Genomic DNA, 21,777 nt, shown 5'->3' on the forward strand with positions numbered 1-21,777 from the left:
CGGTTACCGACATCGATTTTCGAAGAGGAAGCCTCATGGAGTGCCTGTTCTGCAAGATGGTGAATCGCGACATCGAGCCCGATGTCGTCTACGAGGATGAACACGTGCTGGCGTTCAACGACATCAACCCGCAAGCGCCGACCCATGTACTGATCATCCCCAAGAAACACATCGCCACGCTCAACGACATCACGCCGGAGGATCTGACCCTGGTCGGCCGGCTGCAGCACACCGCCGCCACGCTGGCCCGCGAGCTGGGGTTTGCCGAGGACGGCTACCGCGTGGTGATGAATTGCAATGACCACGGCGGACAGTCGGTCTATCATATTCATATGCATCTGATGGGCGGTCGTCGCTTCACTTGGCCAGCGGGCTGACCGTCACGCGCCAGCGCCGTGCGCGTGTCTTCCGAGCGATGGACGCATCGATGCTGCCGGGCCGCTCGACGAGTGGCCCGGTTTTCTGATGCCCGCGCGTTTTCCCTTTACGGTTCGACGCATGGAGTAATACGTCTCATGTCCCGTCAGCTGTCCCGTACCGACAACTTGATCCACCAGTTCGATACCATCTTGCGCACCCTCGTGCCGCATGCCGCCACCGCCTCGCGGGCGAACCCCGCCGCGGGCACGCAGGACAAGGCGATGAGCGATGCCGAGCGTCGTCATGCCGCGGGCTTGATGCGCATCAACCACACCGGCGAGGTGTGTGCCCAGGCGCTCTATCAAGGACAGGGGCTGACCGCCAAGCTGCATGAAACCCGCGACCAGATGGAGCAGGCCGCGGCCGAGGAGATCGATCATCTGGCCTGGTGCGACGAGCGTCTGCGCGAGCTCGACAGCCGCACCAGCTATCTCAACCCGGCGTTCTATGCGGCCTCGTTCGGCATGGGCGCGTTGGCCGGCAAGCTGGGCGACAACATCAGTCTGGGGTTCGTCGCCGCCACCGAAGAACAGGTCGGCCGTCATCTCGACGATCACATGCACAAGCTGCCGATGGGGGATCGTCGCTCGCGGGCGGTGCTCGAACAGATGCGTACCGATGAAGCGCACCACGAACGCTGGGCGCTGGAGGCGGGCGGCGCCCGTTTTCCCGCGCCGCTCAAGCTGGGCATGCGCCTGATGTCCAAGGTGATGACCAAGTCCGTCTATACGCTTTGACGCACGCACCGGCCATGTCACGCGTGCCGGACACGACATCGCCCCTGTCGGTTGCCTTGCCGACAGGGGCGATGTGTTTTTCCCGCTTCTTTTTCGTCCACAGCGCGCTTGCGATCGCGCGTCCCCGGTGTCAGTCGAGATTGCGCGAGTAGAAGATCTCCAGCATCTCCTTGCGGAGGCGATCCTCGATGTCGCGGGCTTCCTCGAAGGTGAGGTCGCGGCGCGTGCTGCCGAACAGATAATTGTCGAGGTCGAAGTCCTTCAGCAACATCTTGGTGTGGAACATGTTTTCCTGATAGACGTTGACGTCGACCATCTGGTAGGCACGCTTGGTGTCTTCCGCCAGGTAATCCTGGATGGACGTGATGTCGTGATCGATGAACAGCTTGCGCCCGTCGACATCGCGGGTGAAGCCACGCACGCGATAATCCGTGGTCACGATATCGGAATCGAAACTGTGAATGAGGTAGTTGAGCGCCTTGAGCGGGCTGATCATGCCGCAGGTGGACACGTCGATGTCCAGGCGAAAGGTGCTGATGCCGTTGTCCGGGTGCGACTCCGGATAGGTATGCACCGTGACGTGGCTCTTGTCGAGGTGGCCCAGCACGGTCTGGGGGAGCGGCCCCGGTCCCGGTTCGATATGTTCCGGGTCGTGCTCGTCGAGTTCGTGCTCGGCGATGAGGATGGTCACGCTGGCGCCGTGGGGCTCGTAATCCTGACGCGAGATATTGAGCACGTGCGCACCGATGATATTGGTGACGTCCTTGAGGATCTGCGTCAGGCGTTCGGCGTTATAAAGCTCGTCGATGTAATCGATGTACGCCTTGCGCTGCTCTTCCGTCTTGGCATAGCAGATATCGTAGATGTTGAAGCTCAGCGAGCTGGTCAGGTTGTTGAACCCGTGGAGTCGGAGATTATCGGTCACGTCCGAGCCTCCCAGTTGGCAGGTTGATACTGAACCCGACGAACAGGCGCCGGAACCCGAGCAGATGCGTATGAAGGAAGGCGCGTATTATGCACATCCGCCATGACCGGCGCATCTGTCGATTGCAATTTCTTTCAGGTCGCCGTGTTCGATGCCGCCGTGGAGTGCGTCACGCCTCGACGATTTCGTAGGAGTGCGTCATCTCGACGCCGCCGCGGGCGAGCATGATCGAGGCGCTGCAGTACTTGTCGGCGGAGAGTTCCACCGCGCGCTTGACCTGGGCTTCCTTGAGACCATGGCCGGTCACCGTGAAATGCACGTGAATCTTGGTGAACACCGCCGGAGTGCCCTCGGCACGTTCGGCCTCGACGCTTGCCACGCAGTCCGTCACCGGTGCCCGGGACTTGTCGAGAATCTGCATGACATCGAACGAGGTGCAGCCTCCCAGTCCCATGAGCATCATTTCCATGGGGCGTGGTCCGGTATTGCGACCGCCGTTTTCCGGGTTGCCGTCGATCACGACGCTGTGTCCACTGCCGGCCTCGGCGACGAACTGGCGACCGTCGGTCCACTTGATGCTGGCTTTCATTGATTGGGTGTCCTCGTCTGTCGTGCATGGGCCGCCGATTCGGGCGGCGTTACAGGGTGCCGCGCCCGCGCGCGGCGTCAAGAGGTGGCGTCTGTGCGGGCGCTTCAGGAAGCGGTGCGTCCGGGCGCGGACCGCGCGTCACGGGCGTCCTCCAATGTGGGGACATTCCGCGACGATATCAAACGCCACGCAGATGCTCGTCCAGGGTCGCGAGGCGCTCGGGCGTGCCTACATCCACCCAGCCGCCGCGATGGTGCGTGCCGCCCACGCGGTCTTCCACGATGGCCTCGCGCAGCAAGGGTGCCAGTTTTGCCGGGACGTCGTCCGGCAATCCGGCGACCAGCGCGGGGTCGAGTATCGCCAGGCCCGCATAGGTCAGGCAGGCAGCGCCATCGAGCCGCACGCGACCGTTCTCGTCCAGGGCGAAATCGCCTCGGGCATGGTGCACGGGGTTGTCGACCAGGATCAGGTGGGCGAGATCGTCGCCGAGGCGGGGAAGCGTCGCCAGGTCGATATCGCTCCAGACGTCGCCATTGAGCAGCAGAAAGGGCGCATCGCCCAGGGCGGGCAGGGCGTGTCGCAAGCCCCCGGCCGTCTCCAGCGGCGTGGTCTCGTGGCTGAAGGTCAAGGATACGCCGAAGCGCCGGCCGTCGCCGAGTGCTTCGACGATCTGGTCGGCGCGATAGCTGACGTTGATCACGATATCGGTGATGCCGGCGGCCGCCAGGCGCTCCAGGTGATGCACGATCAGCGGCTTGCCGGCCACCGTCAGCAAGGGCTTGGGGCAGTGGTCAGTCAAGGGGCGCATGCGGGTGCCGAGGCCGGCGGCGAGGATCATGGCCTTCATGACGCGCTCTCCTCCCGCGTCCGGGCGATGCCATGATGCTCGAGCGCGCGCTGCAGTGCCGGCGTCAGGGTCGTCTCCACCCAGGCGAGGAAAGCGGCATGCTCGGGCACTGCCTCGAGACCGTGGCGGAGGTGGGCCAGAAAGTGCGGCAGGCGCGCCAGGTAGCGTGGCTTGGCGTCGCGCAGCGCCAGGCGGCAGAAGATGCCCAGCACCTTGAGGGAGCGCTGGATGCCCATGGCCTCTACCTGACGCGTGAAGGTGGCGATGTCGCTGTCGGCGGGCAGCCGACCATCCGCCACCGCCCGCCGATGAAAGGTCTCGATGAAGGTGTCCATGCGTTCGCGCGACCACAGCCGGTAGCGTCCGCGCAACAGCGAGACGAGATCGTAGCTGAGAGGGCCGCGCACGGCGTCCTGGAAATCGATCAACCACAGCGTGTCGTCGCGCACCATCAGGTTCATGGCGTCGAAGTCGCGATGAACGGCGACCCTGGGCTGGGCGAGGGCGCTATCGATGAGCGCCTCGCGCAGCGCGGGCCACTCGGGCGGTGCGGGAATCTCGAGCAGGCGCGACAGGCACCAGTCGGGAAACAGATCCAGCTCGCGCCCCAGCAGGTCGCGATCGTAGGCGGGCAATGCGGCACTCGGCGCCTGGCGCTGCACGTGTTCGAGCAGGTCCAGGGCGCGCGTGAACCAGGTGTCGGCCGCGGCCTCGGTGGTCAGGTGCTGATGCATGACGTCGTCGCCGAGATCCTCGAGTTCGACGAATCCCGCCGCGAGATCCACCGCATGCAGGGCAGGAACGGGGAGCGAGGCGGCGCGCCAGTCGCGGGCGATGTCCACGAAGGCCCGGCTGTTCTCGCGTTCGGGCGGTGCATCCATGAGCACCCGCGGCGTACCGTCGGGCAGGTGCAGGCGGTAGTAATGGCGAAAGCTGGCGTCGCCGGCGACCTGTTCCAGTCGGCAGTCGCCGAGGGGCAGGTCGTGTTGCCGGGCGACCCAGCGTTGCAGGGTCTCCGCGCGCTCGTTCATGCGGGCTCCTCGTGGGTTGCGTGTTGACGGGCCTGGTTCGCCGCCGCATGCTGGGCGTCGACTCCCTGGCGCGTCCTTCGCCTCGTCGCATCGCGTCGACGATCAAGGCGTCGCGTGGTATCTGCGTGTGTCGCGTGCCCCTCGCGAGGCAGACGCACGCGACAGGGGCTGTATAATACCGATTCCACTCGGCAAGGACACAGAGGACCATGGGCAAGCGACTCTTCTGGACTGCCCTCTCAGGCTTGATGGTGAGCGCTGCCCACGCGGCGCCTCCCGCCCCCCTGCCCGCGCAGCAGCTCGATTGGCAACCCTGGGGCGACCAGGCGCCGAATGGCGCGCTGTGCAGCGGACGTTACGTCGAACCGGGCTATCGGTTGTCCGCCGGTGATACGCCCCGGCAAGTGCGCACCGATTCCGCTACCGCCGCCTACGGCGATGGCGGCGCCACCGTGCTCGCCGGCGAGGTGGTGCTGCGCCGCGACGATACCCAGCTCGAGGCGCCTCGCGTGCGGGTCAACGCGGAGCGCGATCGAGCCTTCGCCGAAGGCCCGACGGCGGTTCGCTATCCCGGCCTGCTGGTGCGTGGCGGTGACGCGAGCATGGCGCTGGACGGCGATGCCGCGCAAGTCGACAACGCCCACTACGTGATCCACGAGCAACGCGTGCGCGGCGATGCGATCGAGCTGCAGCGTCTGCCGGATGGCCGCTACCGTCTCGACGATGCCAGCTTCACCACCTGCGAACCGGGGAACCGCCTGTGGCGCATGGTGGGCAGTGACGTGACCCTGGATCGCGCCGAAGGGTTCGGTACCGCCACGCACGCACGCCTGGAAATGGGCGATGTGCCGGTCTTCTACTGGCCCTGGCTGCGCTTTCCCATCGACGACCGCCGGCAAAGCGGTTTTCTGTGGCCGACGCTCGGCTTCTCGGGCGATGGACTGGATTATACCCAGCCTTATTACCTCAACCTGGCGCCCAACTACGACGCCACCCTCTCGCCGCGCTGGATGAGCGAGCATGGGACCATGCTGGGCGGCGAATTCCGCTATCTGTTCGGCAGCGACCAGGGCACCATCGAGGGGGCGTACCTGGCCAGCGACAAGGGCGGCGCCAGCGACAACCCCAACGATCCCGACGATGCCTTCGAGGATGAGTCGCGCTGGTACATCGACTATCGCCATGCGGGGCGTTTCTCGCCGCGCCTGGACTATCAGCTGGCCTACGGGGCGGCGAGCGACGGTCGTTACTTCGATGACTTCGGGCGCGATTTCGCCGAGCAGGATACCGATCATCTGCTGCGCCTGGCACGTACGACCTATCGCGGCGATACCTGGCGACTGGACGCGCGCGCGCAGGGCTACCAGAAGCTCGATTACCCACTCGACGAGGACGACAAGCCGTTCTACCGCCTGCCGAGCCTGAGCGCCGACGCCCGCTGGCGCCAGGACAGCGGCTTCTATCAGGAGTGGAATTCCAACGCGACCTATTTCTGGCGCGATCTCCACGGCGTCGACAGCCAGGGACGCTGGACGGACGAGGAAACCGGCAATCGGCGCACCATTCCGCTGCGCGAGGCCGCCAACGGGTCGCGCTTGCATCTGACGCCGGCCCTGGGATGGCGGGCCGAGCCCAGTTGGGGCTTTCTCGAGCCGCGCGCGCAGCTCTGGCAGTCGAGCTACCAGCTCGATTACGGCAACCGGCAGACCGACCGCGACGAGAACCCCTCGCTGGTGGCGCCGGTCCTCTCGATGGATTCGGGATTGATCTTCGAGCGCGATACCTCGCTGTTCGGTAGCGACTGGCGCCAGACGCTGGAGCCACGGCTTTATTACGCCTATGTGCCGGAGCGCGACCAGAGCGATTTCCCCGACTTCGATACCAGCGAGCGGGCCGTGTCCTGGGGGCAGCTGTGGTCCCCTTACCGCTTCACCGGCGCCGATCGTCTGGGAGATGTCAACAAGCTGTCCTACGGCGCCTCGACACGCTTCCTGGAAGACGATACCGGGCGCGAGCGCCTGTCGCTGTCGGTGGGGCAGAGCAGCTACTTCTCCGATCGCAACATCGACATGAACGGCGATCCGGACACCTTGCCGAACAAGGAACGCAACTATCAGGACTGGTACAACGCCACGCGGGATCGTTCGCCGGTGATCACGCAGCTCGACTGGCGGATCAGCGAACGCTGGCGTAGCCGTTATGCCTGGTTTTACGATGCCGACCGCAGCGTGACCGAAAAGGCCTCGGCGTACCTGCAATACAACGATCCCGCGGGGCATGTGTTGAACCTTGGCTACAGTTGGCAACTCGAAGGGTTCGAGCCGGCGGATGATGCCGAGGATCGCCTGGGCTACAACCGCGAGGATTACGACGTGTCCTTCGCCTACCAGGCGACGCCGAGCCTGGACCTGATCGGCCGTTTCTTGTACGACAACACCAACGACCGTGCCATGGAGCAACTGGCGGGGGTGCAGTTCAATGACTGCTGTTCGGCGGTGCAGCTGGTCTGGCGTGAATGGATCGAGGACAACGACACCGCCAATACCATCGATGACGACTATACGGACCGCGGCGTATTCTTGCGTTTCGTGTTCAAGGGTCTGGGTGGCGTCGGCCAGGAAGCCGACACCTACTTCGAGGAAGCGATTCCCGGCTACCGGGCGACGCGCTTCTGATCCACGCTGGCAGGTATTCACCGTCGGTGCTCGCGCCGACCACAAGACAGTAACGTAGAGAGGACTTCATGCGCTTGAGATCGTTCGCCTTTCTGGGCTTCATGCTGCTGGTGGCGATGGCGCCATCGATGGCGTCGGCGCAGCCCCAGCCGCTGGACCGCATCGTGGCGGTCGTCAACAAGGATGCGATCATGCAGAGCCGGCTCGAGGATCGCGTCACGCAGGTGCGCCGCCAAATGGCGAGCCGCAACGTTCCCGCGCCGAACGAGGCGGATCTGCGACGCCAGGTGCTCGACCGCATGATTCTCGAGCAGATTCAGCTGCAGATGGCCGAGCGCGCCAACTTGAGCATCGACGATACCCAGCTCAACGCGACCGTGCGGGGTATCGCCGAGGACAACGGCATGTCGATGGACGAGTTCGCCGATGCCCTCGAGGAAGATGGCATGTCCCTGGCCTCGATGCGCGAGCAGGTGCGTCGCGAGATGCTGTTGCGTCAGGTACAGCAGAGCCAGGTCGCGAGCCGCGTCAACGTCACCGACCGCGAAGTGGAACGTTACCTCGATCAGCAAGGCGAGACCGCCGATACCGCGTATCATCTCGCCCACATTCTCGTCTCGGTGCCCGAGTCGCCCACGCCCGAGCAGGTCGAGCAGGCACAGGCCAAGGTGCGTGACTTGTATCGGCAGTTGCAGAATGGCGCCAACTTCGCGCAGCTCGCGACGGCCGAGTCCGACGGCCAGCAGGCGCTGTCGGGCGGCGACCTCGGGTGGCGGCGTGGCGATCAGCTGCCCAGCCTGTTCGCCGACGTGGTGCCCACGCTATCCAACGGCGAGGTCAGCGAGCCCATTCGCAGCCCCAGCGGCTTCCATCTGGTCAAGCTGATCGATACGCGTGGCCAGCAGGGCGAGCAGAAGCGCGTGGTCACCGAGAACCGTGTGCGCCATATCCTGATCGGCACCAACCCGAACCGCAACGATCAGCAGGCCGAAGCGCTGGCCCGCGACATACGTCAGCGTATCGCCAATGGCGAGAGTTTCGCCGCGCTGGCACAGGAATACAGCGACGACGATGGCAGCGCCCTCGACGGCGGCGAGCTGGGCTGGACGCGTCCCGGCCAGATGGTGCCGGCGTTCGAAGATGCCGTGAAAGCGCTGGATGTCGGTGAACTGTCGCAGCCGGTACGTTCACGCTTCGGGTACCACGTGATCGAGCTCGAGGATCGGCGTCGTCAGGACGTGACCCGCGACGCGCAGCGCGAGCAGATTCGTCAGACGCTGTTCCAGCGCAAGGTGAGCGACGAGATGGAAGCCTGGACGCAGGAAATCCGCTCCGGGGCCTATATCGACAACCGCCTGGAAGACGGCCGCCAGTGATGGCCTCCTCCCCGCTACTGGCCCTGACCACGGGGGAGCCCGCGGGGATCGGGCCGGATCTGACGCTGGCCCTGGCCGCGTCGTGGGGGACGCTCGAAGCACGTGTCGTGGCGGTCGGCGATCCGGCATTGCTGGCCGCGCGTGCCGCGCGCCTGGCGCTTGACGTACGCATCGTGCCGCTCGCCGACGGCGACCCGGTGCCGTCCCCCCGCGACGGGGTGCTGCCGGTGTGGCCCGTGGCCCTGCGCGCACCGGTGGAGGCCGGGCGCCTCGATCCTGCCAATGCCGGCTATGTGCTCGAGACGCTCGATGTCGCCATCGCCGCGTGTCGCCAGGGGCGCGCCGATGCCATGGTGACCGCTCCCTTGCACAAGGGGGCCATCATCGAAGGCGGCTATCCCGACTTCACCGGCCATACCGAGTATCTGCGCGATGCCTGCGATGTCGACGAGGTAGTCATGCTGCTGGCCACCGAGCGCACCGAACCGGCATTGCGCGTGGCGCTGGCCACGACGCACCTGCCCTTGCGTGCGGTGGCCGATGCCATCGACGCCGGCGGGCTGCGGCGCGTGCTGACGATCCTCGAGGCGGACCTGCGGCGCCGCTTCGGCATCGCGCGGCCACGCATCCTGGTCTGCGGTCTTAACCCGCATGCCGGTGAAGATGGCCATCTGGGCGTGGAGGAGCGTGATATCATCGCGCCGACACTCGCGGCGATGCGCGGCGAGGGCCTGGACCTCGTCGGCCCCCTGCCCGCCGATACCCTGTTCACGCCGCGCCATCTGGCCGATGCCGATGCGGTGTTGGCCATGTACCACGACCAGGGCCTGCCGGTACTGAAGTACGCCGGTTTTGGCGAGGCCGCCAACGTGACCCTGGGCTTGCCGTTGATTCGCACTTCCGTGGATCACGGCACGGCGCTCGATCTGGCCGGAAGCGGCCGGGCCGAGGCCGGCAGCCTGCGCGTGGCGCTCGATGTCGCCGTCCGCATGGTCCGTGGTGGCACGTCTCGCCCCTGAATGCCCGATTTCCCCAAGGAACACGCAACGCCCATGTCCAATCGCCCTCCGGCCCATCAGGCCCGTAAACGCTTCGGCCAGAATTTCTTGCGCGACACCGGCGTGATCGATCGTATCGTTCGCGTTATCGCGCCGCGTTCCGACCAGCGGCTGATCGAGATCGGCCCGGGTCAGGGCGCCTTGACCGAGCCGTTGCTGGACGCCGTCGGTGCACTGGAAGTCATCGAACTCGATCGCGACCTGATACCCGGGCTGCGGGTGCAGTTCTTCAATTACCCCGACTTCGTCATCCACGAAGGGGATGCGCTGCAGTTCGATTTCGCGGCGCTGGCTGCGGAGGGCGAGACGCCCGGCAAGCCTCTGCGGGTCATCGGCAACCTGCCCTACAACATTTCCACGCCCCTGATCTTCCACCTGCTGACGGCGCGTGGTGCCATCGCCGACATGCACTTCATGCTGCAGCGGGAAGTGGTCGAGCGTCTGGCCGCGACGCCGGGCAGTGCGGCCTGGGGGCGCTTGTCGGTGATGACGCAGTATCATTGCCGCGTGGACAATCTTTTCGTGGTGCCTGCGGAAGCCTTCACGCCGCGTCCCAAGGTGGAATCGGCGATCGTGCGCCTGATACCGCATGACGAACCGCCGCACGTGGCCCACGACGAGGCGCTGTTCGGCGATATCGTGCGCGAAGCCTTCGGTCAGCGGCGCAAGACGCTGCGCAACAATCTCAAGACACGCCTCGACGACACGGCCTGGGCGGCGCTGGACATCGATCCCGGCCGTCGTCCGCAGACGCTCAGCGTCGAGGAATTGGTACGTATCGCCAACCATGTGGCGGAGACGGCACCATGAGCGAGCTCGTCGAGCACATCCAGGTGCATGTCGAACCCGAATACCAGGCGGGAGAGTCCGCGCCCGGCGACCAGCGTTACGTGTTCAGCTACACGATCACCGTGCACAACCGGTCGGCGCATTCGATCCAGCTGCTGGCGCGTCACTGGAAGATCACCCAGAGCAGCGGCAAGGTGCAGGAAGTGCGTGGCAAGGGGGTGATCGGACAGCAGCCCTTGATCGGCCCCGGCCAGCAGTTTCGCTACACCAGCCGGGCGGTGCTCGATGGGCCGGTCGGGGTGATGGAAGGCAGCTACACCTGCCTGGACACCACCGAACAGCGCGCCTTCGAGGTGCCCATCGCGGCCTTTCGTCTCGCCGGCCCCAATCAGGTGCATTGATCGGGGGAGGGGGCGGGCCTGCAGGCCACCAGGCATGAAGGGCAGTCCCCGGCTTGTTCCAGCCACCAAGACCGTTCAGGAGAGACTATGTCGACGTATGCCATCGGCGATTTGCAGGGATGCCACGCGGAGTTCGAGGCCTTGCTGGAACGCATCGCCTTCGAGCCGCGCCGTGATCGGTTATGGCTGGTAGGCGACCTGGTCAACCGCGGCCCGGGGTCGCTGGCGTGCTTGCGCGCGGTCAAGGCGCTGGGGGACAGCGCCCGCGTGGTACTGGGCAACCATGACCTGCACCTGCTGGCGGCGGCGTGGGCCGGCGCCCCGCTGAAGCGTTCCGATACGCTGGCGCCGATCCTCGAGGCCGACGACCGCGACGAGCTGCTCGACTGGTTGCGTCGGCAGCCCTTGCTGGTGCGCGATGACGAGCTGGACGCGGTGATGACCCATGCCGGGCTTCCGCCGCATTGGTCGGTGACGCAGGCGGCCGAGCATGCCGCCGAGGTCGAGCGAGCGTTGCGCGGCGAGGCGGTGGGCGACTTCCTGGCGGCGATGTATGGCAACTCGCCGGCCCGCTGGACCGACGAGCTGGAGGGGATCGACCGCCTGCGGGTGATCGTCAATACCTTCACGCGCATGCGCTTCATCGCCGCCGACGGCACGCTCGACTTTGCCGCCAAGGAAGGACTGGACAGTGCGCCCGAAGGTTTCGCGCCCTGGTTCACCTATGCGCGAGACGATGATCCTCGTATCGTGTTCGGTCATTGGGCGGCGCTGCAGGGGGCGACGCCCGGCGCGCGGGTCCGTGCCCTGGCGCTGGACACCGGCTGCGTGTGGGGCGGTGCCTTGACCGCGCTCGACCTGGTCAGCGGCGAGTACCATGTCGAACCGGCCCACGCCTCACGCTGACACCTGCCATCCGAGGAGCGTTTTGATGACCCAAGAGACTGCGTTTACCCATCTCGCGCCGAGCACGCTCGTGCATTGGCTCGACACGGCCTGCGAGCTGACGCTGGTCGATATCCGTGATCCGCTGAGTTTTTCCCAGGGACATATCCCGGGCAGTCAGCACCTCGACAATACCAGCGTGGCGGGGCTGCTCGAGCGTACCCCCCGCGAGCGCCCGATGGTCGTGGTCTGTTATCACGGTCATTCCAGTCAGCAGGCGGCCAATTGGCTGGCGGGGCAGGGGTTCAGCGACGTCTATAGCCTGGATGGCGGCTTCACCGACTGGGCCGCGCGCCATCCCGATCGTGTCGAGAGCTGAGACCGTGAAGCCCGATGATGCCCTCGAAGGACTCGACGTCTATCGCGTGGGCGGCGCGGTGCGTGACGCGCGCCTGGGGTGGCCGGTCACCGACGAGGACTGGGTCGTGGTCGGCGCCACGCCGGAGGCGCTCACGGCGCGGGGGTTCGTCCCCGTCGGGCGTGACTTCCCGGTGTTCCTGCATCCCGTCACCCATGAGGAATATGCCCTGGCGCGCACCGAGCGCAAGCAGGGTCATGGCTATACCGGTTTCGTGGTCCATGCCAGCCCCGAGGTGACGCTGGAAGAGGATCTGGCGCGCCGCGACCTGACCATCAACGCCATGGCCGAGGATCGCGACGGCCGGCTGGTCGATCCGTTCGATGGCCGGCAGGACCTCGATGCCCGCGTGCTGCGCCATGTCTCCGAGGCCTTCGTCGAAGACCCCTTGCGTGTGTTGCGCACGGCGCGTTTCTGGGCACGCTACCGTGAGTTGGGGTTCGTCATTGCCGACGATACCAAGCGTCTGATGCGGGGGCTGTGCGACAACGGTGAAATCGCTCACCTGGTCGCCGAGCGCGTGTGGCAGGAGACCGTCAAGGCCCTGGGCGAGCCTCACCCCATGGCCTACTTCCAGGCGCTGCACGAGTGCGGTGCTCTTGCCGTGTGGATGCCGGAACTGGATGCCTCCGACATGCTCGCGCGTGGCGAAGCGGCCATGGCGAGACTGCCCGCCGGCGGCGAGCCTTCGCAGTGGCGCTGGGCGCGCCTGCTCGAAGCACTGGAGGACGAGGCGCGCGAGGCCTTGTGCGAACGCCTGCGCGTGCCCAATGCATGGCGGGATCTGGCCCGCCAGGTGGCACGTACCCGCGCGCTGCAGCGGCAGCACGGCGATGGCGGGTTGGAGGGCTCCGACGTGATGGCCTGGTTCGATGCCATCGATGCCTGGCGGCGGTCCGAGCGTGTCGCGCCGCTGCAGCGTTACCTGGCGATGGAAACGCCGGCGCTGGCCGCATGCGTCGATGAGGCCTGGCAGGCCGCGAGTGCGATCCAGCCGCAGGCGTTGCTCGAGGAGGGCTATCGCGGCAAGGCACTGGGCGACGCGCTGGCACAGCGGCGTCAGGCCCGTATCGATGAGGTGGTCGGGCAGTGTAACGTGTAAGCCCTGGCCGTGATCGCGCTGCGTGCCACGGAAAGAGACACACCGCGATATGCAAACGCAGAAGGGGCCATCGAGGCCCCTTCTGCGTTCTGCGTTTCATGCGATGCATGACGAGAGATTACACGAACAGCCCGATGATCAATGCGGCGGCAAGCCCCACCAGACCGATCAGGGTTTCCATCACTGTCCAGCTCTTCAGGGTCTGTGCCTCGGTCAGGCCGAAGTATCGGTTGACCAGCCAGAAGCCGGAGTCGTTGACGTGACTGAGCACCGTGGCGCCGGATGCGATGGCGATCACGATCAGTCCGAGCACCGGACCTTCCAGCCCCAGCGTGGAGATCAGCGGCGCCATCAGTCCGGCGGCGGTGATCATGGCCACGGTAGCAGAGCCTTGCACCACGCGCACCGCGGTGGAGATCAAGAAGGCGAGCAGAATCGGCGGCAGGGCACTGTCGGCCATCAACTGCCCCATCACATCGCCGACGCCGGAGTCGATCAGCATCTGCTTGAAGACGCCGCCGGCACCGGTGACGAGGATGATGATACCGGCCGGCTCGAGGGCCTTGGTGGCGACTTCCATGACGTTTTCACGGCTCATGCCGCGGCGCGTGCCGAGAAACACGAACGACAGCAGCGTCGCCAGGGTGAGCGCCACGAAGGGATGGCCCACGAACGCCAGAGTGGCGACGAGCGGGTTGTCATCGGCCAGCACCGCGCCGGAGACGGTATTGAGCACGATCAGGACCAGGGGCAGCAGGATGATGCTCAAGATCAGCTTGAAGCTCGGCAGGCCGGTGCTGTCGATTTCGCTCTTGGGCAGCTCCATGTACTCGGGAATCCGGGCATCGATGTGCTTGGCGATATAGCGCCCGAACAGGGGGCCGGCGATGACCATGGCCGGCAGACCCGCCATGGCGCCGAACAGAATGACATAGCCCAGGTCGGCGCCGATCAGTTCCGCCACGGCGATCGGGCCGGGGGTCGGGGGGATGAACGAATGGGTGACAGCCAGCCCCGCCAGCAACGGGATACCATAATAAAGGAGCGAGCGCCCGGTACGCCGTGTCAGGGCATAGACCAGCGGTACCAGGATGATGAAGGCGACATCCAGAAATACCGGAATGGCGACCAGGAAACCGGTAACCCCCATGGCCCATTGCGAGCGATTCTCTCCGAAACGGTCGAGCAGGGTGCTGGCCAGGCGGTCGACGCCCCCGGAGACTTCCAGCATCTTGCCGAACATGGCGCCCAGGCCCACCACGGTGGCCACGAATCCGAGCGTGCCGCCCATGCCGTCCTGCACGGATTGCAGGATGGCGTCGAGGTCCATGCCCGTGGTGAGGCCCACGATGAGGCTGACCGTCAACAAGGCGACGAAGGCATGCAGGCGCAGGCGCATGACCAGATACAGCAGCAAGATGATGCCGCCCAGCGCGGAGAGGAGCAGGGTAGTGGCGTTATCCATGTGTTCGAAACCTCTAGTGGAGGCGCGACCGGCAACGAGGGATGCGGCGATGGTCGCGTTGTGCCTTGGCGTCGGATTTAGGAAAATGAATGTTACCGGTAACATTCCGTTCGCAACAATGCTCCGAAAGGCGAATACAGAAACGAGGAAACGCGACCATGCAGGAGTCGACGGGCAAAACTCAGCGGATCATCGTGATGGGTGTGTCGGGGTGCGGCAAGACCTCGGTCGGCGAGCGCCTGGCGGCGGCGCTCAACGGGCGCTTCATCGACGGTGACGACTATCACTCCGCCGCCAGCGTGGCCAAGATGGCGCAAGGCGAGCCGCTCGACGACGACGATCGCGCGGGCTGGCTGTCGCGCCTGGCCGACCTCGTGGGAGAGGGCCGCGACAACGATGAGACGCTGGTGATCGGCTGCTCGGCGCTCAAGCGCGAATACCGCGATCGCTTGCGGCGTGGCGATGCCGCGCTCAACTTCGTGCACCTGGCCGGTACGCGGGACGTGCTGCTGCAACGCCTGCTGGCGCGTCGCGACCACTTCTTCAAGGGCGAGGCAATGCTGGACAGCCAGCTGGCGACGCTCGAGGCGCCCGGCGCCGACGAAGCGGTCACCGTGGATATCGATGCCACTCTGGACGAGGTGGTCGCGCTCAGTGTGCAAGGCCTGGCACGCGGCAACGCCGAGCGCGCGTCCTGAGGTCGGTGCCGCGCCGTTCGTGCCGACGGTCTTCGCTGCGTCAGGTGCTCTGGCGCAGGACGATCTCGAAGCCCATGTCGTGGCGGCACGGCTCGCGGGGCTGGCCCCGCAAGCGCGCGATCAGCGTGCTGGCGGCACGTTCGCCGATGGCGCGGCGCGGTGTGACGACGGTGGTCAGTGTCGGCCAGGTGGCGTCGGTGATGTCCAGGCCGTTGAAGCCGGCCAGCGCCAGTTGTCCGGGCACGTCGAGGCGTCGACGCTGGCACTCGAACAAGGCCCCTGCCGCCAGATCGTCATTGCAGCAAAACACGGCATCCATGTCCGGCCAGCGCTCGAGCATCGCCGAGAGCAGCTCTCCCCCCAGGCGGTACGAGGACGGACGCGGGGTCGTCTGGCAGCGTTGCGTCGAGAGGCCGGCCGCCTTCAAGGCATCTTCCCAGCCCGCCAGGCGCAGTTGCACGCGGTAGTCGAGGCGCGCGCCGCAAAACCCGATGCGTCGATAGCCGGCGGCGATCAGCGCCTCGCCGATGGCGCGTCCGGCCGCACGTTGATCGAGTCCTACGTTGATGTCCAGCGGCGTCTCGGTGAGTTCCATGGTTTCGACCACCGGTAGCCGGGCACGGGTCAGCAGGCGCTGGGCATGATCGGTATGCCGGGTACTGGACAGTACGAAGCCGTCGACGCCGTAGGCCAGGAACGTGTCGATCAGGCGTTCCTCCTCGAGTATCGAATATCCGGTATGGCCGATGAGGACCTGATAGCCCGCCTCGCGCAGCCCTTCGTCGACCCCGCGCTGCACGTCGGAAAACACCGAATTGGAAATCGACGGCACCAGCAGTGCCACGCTCAGGCTGCGTCCGCTGGACAAGGCGCCGGCCTGGCGATTGGGTATGTAGTCCAGCACCTCGATGGCTTCCTCGATGCGCAGCCGGAGGGTCTCGGACACCCGTTGGGGCTCGCGCAGGGCGCGCGACACCGTGACTTTACTGACGCCGACGCGTTCAGCGATATCCTGAAGCGTGACGCGACCCGACGAACGACGCGGCATGTCTCTTCCCCATCCCCTTGTCCTGTTATGCCGCGATGTTAGCGGTAACGTTCCAGGAGATTAGCATCTCGTGCTGGACATGACTGTTGGGCCATGGTCGCAAGGCGGGTGCGTCGGGAAGGCGTCAGAAAGACAACAGCAGCAGGATCAAGGGCGGCGAGAGCAGCGACAGCAGGAATCCGTTGACGATGGCGATGGGGACGCAGCTCACCCCGCCGTGCTGCTGGATGACGGGCAGGGTGAAGTCCATGGAGGTCGCGCCGCCGTAACCGATGGCCAGCGGCGTGGCGCGATGGATGACCAGGGGAATGAGCAGGAAGGCGAAGAGCTCCCGCGCGAGATCGTTGAAGAACGCTACGCCGCCCAGCACCGGGCCGAGCTGATCGCCGATCAGGATGCCGGACAGCGAGTACCAGCCGAACCCGGCGGCCATGGCCAGGCCCTCGTTCCAGCGCAGATCGAGCAACGGCGCGGCCAGCAAGCCGCCGAGCAGCGAACTGAGCGCGACGCAGATCGCGATGGCCAGGCCGTGACGGTTGAGCAGAATCTGCTTGAGCGGCATGCCCGAGTTGCGCAACTGGCAACCGATCAACGCCAGCAGCAGGTAGAGCGCCCATTCCGCGAGAGGCTCCGCCCAGGCATGCACGACCCGAAGCTCCCAGTGCCGGGCGGCCGCGCCGAACAGGATGCCCAGCACCACCACGCCTGCCAGCGACAGCGAGCCGGCCAGCGCCGCGCCGGTACTGGTCGGTGCGTCGGCGACGCGCGGCGACTCGCCGGCGCGCAGGCGGCTATGGCGCGACAGCCAGACCAGTGCGAGGAGGTTGAGCGGCGTGATGATCGCGAACAAGGTCGCGGCCTGGCCGCTCATGCGCGATAGCTGGCCCAGCAGATCCTCGAGGCCGGCGAGGCTGACGCCCATCAGGAACAGGATGATGTAGACCGAGGCGTTCACGCCGCGCTCGATCAGGGCCAGAACGCCGCGATGACGAATCGGGATGAGATAGCCCAGGATCAAGGGCAACAAGATCAACAGCAATCCGGCCAGCATGCTCGCTCCAGGTAGAAATCCACGAAAGCTCGCCACTCTATGCGAGCGTTCGCGGCGACGCAAAAGCTTTTGCTTATGGGCGGTTAGCGCGTTTCATCCCGGTCCAGCTCGGTCAGTGCCATGCGACTGGCGAGTTCGCCGTCGCGGTAATATTCCACGGCGATCAGCAGGCCGGGCCGCTGGACGGAAAAGGCCAGGTGCAGGCGCCGGTCGGGCTTCTCCGGATTCCAGCCCTCGACCCAGCGGGCCTCGAACGCGCCGGCCGGCACGTCGAGCGTTTGCGGGGCGCCCACGTGATAGGCGAACGCCTCGGGGCGGCCTTTATGATCGGCATACGCCAGCCGGCATGGCGGGGCGGCGGCGCGCTGGCAAGGGGCCGTGTCCAGCCCTCGGGAAAGGATGAACAAGGCGCTCTGACGGTCCGGCAACGTGGCCAGCTCGCGCGCGGACAGGTGATAGCGCTCGCCCAGGCCGAACAGGGTGAAGCCGCTGGCATAGTGCCAGGCTTGCACGCCGTCGTCCTGGAGGCGGAATTTGCCGCGTTCGTAGCCCTCGGCGGTGAGCACGCTGGCACGCATTTCGCTCTGCCAGTCGTTCCCGCCAAGGTGGCTCAAGCGATGCTGGACATCGGCATCCGGCCAGCCGTCGAGGCGCAGGTGGTAGGTGGCGTTGAAAGGGGCTGGCGTGGCCTGGGCGTTGGCAGCGACGCTCAGGCCGCTCAGGACCATCACCAGTACCGGCATCACCAGGCGCGACAATCCGGGCATGGGTTCCTCCGCCGTGGGGCTTTGAACATGTGGCAATGCATGAAGCCGGCAATGGATGGGGGAGCGAGGCGTGACAGGCTTTCGCGTGCGATGCGCCGCGTCAGGCGCTACGCTGAAAGCAGCGGCATGGTATCACTTTTCTCTTCCCTTTCAGGAGGCTGACGCATGGCCAGCATACTGTTGATCGCCGGGGATTTCGTCGAAGACTACGAAATCATGGTGCCGTTTCAAGCGTTGCAGGCGATGGGGCACAACGTCGAGGCCGTCTGCCCGGACAAGAAAAAGGGCGACAGTATCAAGACGGCGATTCATGACTTCGAGGGCGATCAGACATATTCCGAGAAGCCTGGTCACCATTTCAGCCTGAATGCCAGTTTCGCCGATATCGAGGCCTCTCGCTACGACGCCCTGGTGATTCCGGGCGGGCGTGCTCCTGAATACCTGCGTCTCGACGAGCGTGTCCTGGCACTGGTGCGCCATTTCATGGAAGCCGACAAGCCCGTTGCCGTCATCTGCCACGGCGCGCAGCTGCTCGCTGCCGCGGTATCGCTGAGCGGGCGGCGTGTTTCCGCCTATCCGGCCTGTGCGCCCGAGGTGCGCCTGGCGGGCGGCGAATTCGCCGAGATCGCAGTCGATCAGGCGGTGACCTGCGGACGCCTGGTGTCGGCCCCGGCGTGGCCCGCGCATCCCGAATGGCTCAAGCAGTTCAACGCCTTGCTGTGAGGGTGCCGGACAGGCGTCGCTGCGGTGCGTATCCGGCGGGGCGGCAGTGCCGCCCCGCCGGGCATCAGGTCATGGCGTCGAGATCGTCGCGAGTGGGGAGCGCCGAGTAGGCGCCGGGGCGCGTCACGGCGAAGGCGCCACAACGGCAGGCCAGTTCGACGGCGCGTCGCAGGCGGTCTTCGTCCTGGCACCAGTCGCTGAAGGTCGAGGCGGTGACGTCGGCCGCGGCCAGCTGTGCCAGCAGCCCGCCGATGAAGGCATCGCCGCCCGCCGTGGTGTCCACGGCGCGGACCTGCGGTGGGTCGATATGCAGGACCTGCCCGAGTCGGTGCACGGCGACCGGGGCCGGCCCGTCGGTGATCACGATCAGGCGCACGCCTGCCGCCAGACGCCATTGCAGCCAGGCCTCTGCCTCGTGATCGCCGCGCAGCAGATCCAGTTCCTCGCGGGAGAGCTTCAGCAGGTGGGCCTGGTCGAGCAGGGCGGTGACCCGACCGATATCGACACGTGCGTCGGGCCACAGGTTGGCGCGCAGATTGGCATCGACGCTGACCAGGGCCTCGCCGCGTCGCGCGATCTCGGCTATGCTCAGCGTGGTCTCGGCGATCGCTTCATCGGTGAGGCTGTTGCTGCACAGATGCAGAATCGTCGGCTCGGCGAAGATACCCGCGGGCAAGTGCTCGAGCCGATAGAGCAGATCCGCCGCCGGCGGCCGGTAGAAGTCGAAGCGCCGCTCGCCGTGGGCATCGCGCGAGACGAAGGCCAGGGCCGTGCGCGCTTCGCGGGTGCGGCACACGTCCTCGACCATGACGCCATGGCGCGCGAGCTCCTCGACCAGGAAGTCGCCGAAGCGATCCTCCCCGACCATGCCCAGAAAGCGGCTCGGCAGCCCCAGGCGGGCACAGGCCACGGCGACATTGGCGGGCGCACCGCCGGCATAGGGCGTGAAGGTCTCCGGCAGGTCGTCGGCCGCGCCATCCAGGCGATTGGACAGCATGTCGACGAGTGCCTCGCCGAAGGCAATGAGCGGGGTCATGACGTCTTCCCTCGTGATTTCTTGTTGTTGTCCGATGCCTTGGCGTCCGGCGTCGAGGCGGGAAAGTACTCGCGGACCAGCGACAGCAGCCCCTGGGTCGAGGCATCGAAGTCTCCGACGTTGGTGTCGATGCGTTCGCTGATTTCGCCGGCGATGCGCTTGCCGAGCTGCACGCCCCATTGATCGAAGGAGTTGATGTTCCAGATGACGCCCTGGACGAATACCTTGTGCTCGTACAGGGCAATCAGTGCGCCCAGGTTGCGGGGCGTCAGCTCGTCGAGAAGCAGTGTGCTCGACGGGCGATTGCCGGGGCAGCTGTAGGGGTCCAGCTGGCTGCCGTCCTGGCTGCCTTCCATGAAGGCATTGGCCTGCGCCAGCATGTTGGTGAGCAGGGCGAAGTGATGATCCTCGAAGCCGGGTTCGGGCTTGAGCGAGGCGATGAAGTCGATGGGCACGTAGCGGGTGCCCTGATGCAGCAACTGAAAGAACGCGTGCTGCCCATTGGACCCCGTCTGTCCCCACACGATGGGGCCGGTCTTGTAATTCACCGGCTGGTCGAAGATGTCCACCGACTTGCCGTTGGACTCCATGTCGAGCTGCTGGAGAAACGACGGCAACTGATGCAGAGCCTGATCGTAGGGCACGATGGCATGCGTCTCGGCGCCGATGAAGTTGATGTACCAGATGCCGATCAATGCCATCAGGACCGGCATGTTCTCGGCGAAGGGCGCTTCGATGAAATGGCGGTCCATCTCGTGGGCGCCTTCGAGGAGCTCCATGAAGCCGTCGAAGCCGATGGAGAGCGCGATCGGCAGGCCGATCGACGACCACATCGAGTAACGCCCACCGACCCAGGCCCAGAACTCGAAGACGTTTTCCTCGCGAATGCCGAATTCCATCGCCGCCTTGCGATTGGTCGACGCGGCGATGAAGTGGGCGCCGACATCGGCGTCCTCGCCGGCATTGTCGAGAAACCAGCGCCGCGCGGTCTTGGCGTTGAGCAGCGTTTCCTGAGTGGAGAACGTCTTGGTGGAGACGATGAACAGCGTCGTCGCAGGGTCGAGGCGCTGGAGGACCTTTTGGATGTGCGTGCCGTCGACGTTCGAGACGAAGTGGAAATTGAGCTCCGGGTGGCGGTACTTGAGCAGGGCGCGACAGGCCATGTTGGGCCCCAGGTCCGAGCCGCCGATGCCGATGTTGACCACGTCCTTGATCCGCTCGCCGCTGTATCCCTTCCACTCGCCGCTGCGCACCGCTTCCGAGAAGCGCTTGATCTGCTCGCGGGTGCTCTGGATCTCGGGCATGACGTCCTTGCCGTCGGCATAGACGGGCTCGTCGCCGAGATGGCGCAGGGCGGTGTGCAGTACCGGGCGGTCCTCGGTGACATTGATGATGTCGCCGGAGAACATCTGGGCGCGACGCTGCACCAGGGCCGAATGGTCGGCGAGCTCGATCAGCTTGGCGAGTACCGCGTCGGAGACATGATGCTTGGAGTAGTCCAGAAACAGGCCGCCGACGCGGAGGCTCATCTTCTCGAAGCGTTGGGGGTCGGCGGCGAAGTAATCACTGATGCGGTCGTCGAAGGTCTCCTGCTTGAGGCGTTCGAGAGCGCGCCAGGTGACGCTGCGCGTGAGTTGGAACATGGCGTCATCCTTCTTCATGAATCGAGCGGCATGACCTACGCGGGTCGGATGGATGAATCGTGTCAGCTTGGTGTCGGCGTCACAATGGGCCTT

The 21,777-nt window shown here is 65.7% G+C and carries 22 protein-coding genes; 12 read left to right on the plus strand and 10 right to left on the minus strand.

Annotated elements, in window-relative coordinates:
• The first annotated feature begins 35 nt into the window (after positions 1-35).
• Together CSAL_RS04685 and coq7 are read left to right on the plus strand one after the other, a co-directional pair.
• Complete coding sequence (locus CSAL_RS04685; RefSeq protein ID WP_011506214.1) at positions 36-377, plus strand: histidine triad nucleotide-binding protein; 342 nt, start codon at positions 36-38, stop codon at positions 375-377.
• Between the two features lie 138 nt (positions 378-515).
• The gene (gene coq7, locus CSAL_RS04690) at positions 516-1,157 is read left to right on the plus strand and encodes a 2-polyprenyl-3-methyl-6-methoxy-1,4-benzoquinone monooxygenase (RefSeq protein WP_011506215.1); all 642 of its coding nucleotides are present in this window, start codon (positions 516-518) and stop codon (positions 1,155-1,157) included.
• A 130-nt stretch (positions 1,158-1,287) separates the two neighbouring features.
• Here coq7 and speD read toward each other — a convergent pair whose 3' ends face one another.
• The 4 genes from speD to CSAL_RS04710 all read right to left on the minus strand — a co-directional run bounded on the left by speD (position 1,288) and on the right by CSAL_RS04710 (position 4,549).
• Entirely contained in the window at positions 1,288-2,082 is a 795-nt protein-coding gene (gene speD, locus CSAL_RS04695) for an adenosylmethionine decarboxylase (RefSeq protein ID WP_011506216.1), read from the minus strand.
• 169 nt (positions 2,083-2,251) lie between these two features.
• Entirely contained in the window at positions 2,252-2,671 is a 420-nt protein-coding gene (locus tag CSAL_RS04700) for an OsmC family protein (protein ID WP_011506217.1), read from the minus strand.
• A gap of 178 nt (positions 2,672-2,849) precedes the next feature.
• Entirely contained in the window at positions 2,850-3,518 is a 669-nt protein-coding gene (gene murU / locus CSAL_RS04705) for an N-acetylmuramate alpha-1-phosphate uridylyltransferase MurU (protein WP_011506218.1), read from the minus strand.
• On the minus strand, positions 3,515-4,549 hold the full coding sequence (locus tag CSAL_RS04710) for an aminoglycoside phosphotransferase family protein (RefSeq protein WP_011506219.1): 1,035 nt from the start codon (positions 4,547-4,549) through the stop codon (positions 3,515-3,517). The genes murU and CSAL_RS04710 overlap by 4 nt, the downstream gene beginning before the upstream one ends.
• 209 nt (positions 4,550-4,758) lie before the next feature.
• Here CSAL_RS04710 and CSAL_RS04715 point away from each other — a divergent pair, with 209 nt between their 5' ends.
• The 8 genes from CSAL_RS04715 (at position 4,759) to CSAL_RS04750 (ending at position 13,253) form a co-directional block, all read left to right on the plus strand.
• The gene (locus tag CSAL_RS04715) at positions 4,759-7,224 is read left to right on the plus strand and encodes an LPS-assembly protein LptD (RefSeq protein ID WP_011506220.1); all 2,466 of its coding nucleotides are present in this window, start codon (positions 4,759-4,761) and stop codon (positions 7,222-7,224) included.
• Between the two features lie 68 nt (positions 7,225-7,292).
• Entirely contained in the window at positions 7,293-8,600 is a 1,308-nt protein-coding gene (locus CSAL_RS04720) for a peptidylprolyl isomerase (RefSeq protein WP_011506221.1), read from the plus strand.
• Positions 8,600-9,619 carry a 4-hydroxythreonine-4-phosphate dehydrogenase PdxA gene (pdxA, locus tag CSAL_RS04725; RefSeq protein WP_011506222.1) on the plus strand — a complete coding sequence of 340 codons (1,020 nt, stop codon included), beginning with the start codon at positions 8,600-8,602 and terminating at the stop codon, positions 9,617-9,619. The genes CSAL_RS04720 and pdxA overlap by 1 nt, the downstream gene beginning before the upstream one ends.
• Positions 9,620-9,652: 33 nt before the next feature.
• Positions 9,653-10,468 (plus strand): 16S rRNA (adenine(1518)-N(6)/adenine(1519)-N(6))-dimethyltransferase RsmA, encoded by an 816-nt coding sequence (gene rsmA, locus CSAL_RS04730; RefSeq protein WP_035411202.1) that lies wholly within the window; start codon positions 9,653-9,655, stop codon positions 10,466-10,468.
• Positions 10,465-10,848, plus strand: a complete 384-nt coding sequence (gene apaG / locus CSAL_RS04735) for a Co2+/Mg2+ efflux facilitator ApaG/CorD (RefSeq protein WP_011506224.1) — start codon at positions 10,465-10,467, stop codon at positions 10,846-10,848. Before rsmA ends, apaG begins: the two co-directional genes overlap by 4 nt.
• 87 nt (positions 10,849-10,935) lie before the next feature.
• Positions 10,936-11,754: a symmetrical bis(5'-nucleosyl)-tetraphosphatase gene (locus CSAL_RS04740; RefSeq protein ID WP_011506225.1), complete on the plus strand. Its 819-nt coding sequence runs from the start codon at positions 10,936-10,938 to the stop codon at positions 11,752-11,754.
• Positions 11,755-11,779: 25 nt separating this feature from the next.
• A complete protein-coding gene (gene glpE, locus CSAL_RS04745) occupies positions 11,780-12,112 on the plus strand; it encodes a thiosulfate sulfurtransferase GlpE (RefSeq protein ID WP_011506226.1) in 333 nt (110 codons plus the stop codon).
• 4 nt (positions 12,113-12,116) lie between these two features.
• Positions 12,117-13,253: a tRNA nucleotidyltransferase/poly(A) polymerase-related protein gene (locus CSAL_RS04750; RefSeq protein ID WP_043557979.1), complete on the plus strand. Its 1,137-nt coding sequence runs from the start codon at positions 12,117-12,119 to the stop codon at positions 13,251-13,253.
• A 118-nt stretch (positions 13,254-13,371) separates the two neighbouring features.
• Here the strand turns inward: CSAL_RS04750 and CSAL_RS04755 are convergent, their stop codons facing one another.
• Positions 13,372-14,718, minus strand: coding sequence for a GntT/GntP/DsdX family permease (locus CSAL_RS04755; RefSeq protein WP_011506228.1), 1,347 nt, complete (start codon positions 14,716-14,718; stop codon positions 13,372-13,374).
• A gap of 158 nt (positions 14,719-14,876) precedes the next feature.
• Here CSAL_RS04755 and CSAL_RS04760 point away from each other — a divergent pair, with 158 nt between their 5' ends.
• Positions 14,877-15,416 (plus strand): gluconokinase, encoded by a 540-nt coding sequence (locus CSAL_RS04760; RefSeq protein ID WP_035411189.1) that lies wholly within the window; start codon positions 14,877-14,879, stop codon positions 15,414-15,416.
• A 40-nt stretch (positions 15,417-15,456) separates the two neighbouring features.
• On the opposite strand, the gene CSAL_RS04765 is transcribed toward CSAL_RS04760, so the two are convergent.
• The 3 genes from CSAL_RS04765 to CSAL_RS04775 form a co-directional block, all read right to left on the minus strand.
• Entirely contained in the window at positions 15,457-16,464 is a 1,008-nt protein-coding gene (locus tag CSAL_RS04765) for a LacI family DNA-binding transcriptional regulator (protein WP_011506230.1), read from the minus strand.
• A gap of 124 nt (positions 16,465-16,588) precedes the next feature.
• Positions 16,589-17,515, minus strand: coding sequence for a LysO family transporter (locus CSAL_RS04770; protein ID WP_011506231.1), 927 nt, complete (start codon positions 17,513-17,515; stop codon positions 16,589-16,591).
• Between the two features lie 83 nt (positions 17,516-17,598).
• Positions 17,599-18,282 (minus strand): hypothetical protein, encoded by a 684-nt coding sequence (locus tag CSAL_RS04775; RefSeq protein WP_011506232.1) that lies wholly within the window; start codon positions 18,280-18,282, stop codon positions 17,599-17,601.
• A gap of 165 nt (positions 18,283-18,447) precedes the next feature.
• Here CSAL_RS04775 and CSAL_RS04780 point away from each other — a divergent pair, with 165 nt between their 5' ends.
• Positions 18,448-19,005 (plus strand): DJ-1/PfpI family protein, encoded by a 558-nt coding sequence (locus CSAL_RS04780; protein WP_011506233.1) that lies wholly within the window; start codon positions 18,448-18,450, stop codon positions 19,003-19,005.
• A gap of 64 nt (positions 19,006-19,069) precedes the next feature.
• On the opposite strand, the gene CSAL_RS04785 is transcribed toward CSAL_RS04780, so the two are convergent.
• Complete coding sequence (locus CSAL_RS04785; RefSeq protein ID WP_011506234.1) at positions 19,070-20,041, minus strand: carbohydrate kinase family protein; 972 nt, start codon at positions 20,039-20,041, stop codon at positions 19,070-19,072.
• Positions 20,038-21,684, minus strand: a complete 1,647-nt coding sequence (pgi, locus tag CSAL_RS04790) for a glucose-6-phosphate isomerase (RefSeq protein WP_011506235.1) — start codon at positions 21,682-21,684, stop codon at positions 20,038-20,040. The genes CSAL_RS04785 and pgi overlap by 4 nt, the downstream gene beginning before the upstream one ends.
• Positions 21,685-21,777 lie beyond the last annotated feature (93 nt).

The sequence above is a fragment of the Chromohalobacter israelensis DSM 3043 genome (assembly GCF_000055785.1).
Classification (GTDB): Bacteria; Pseudomonadota; Gammaproteobacteria; order Pseudomonadales; family Halomonadaceae; genus Chromohalobacter; species Chromohalobacter israelensis.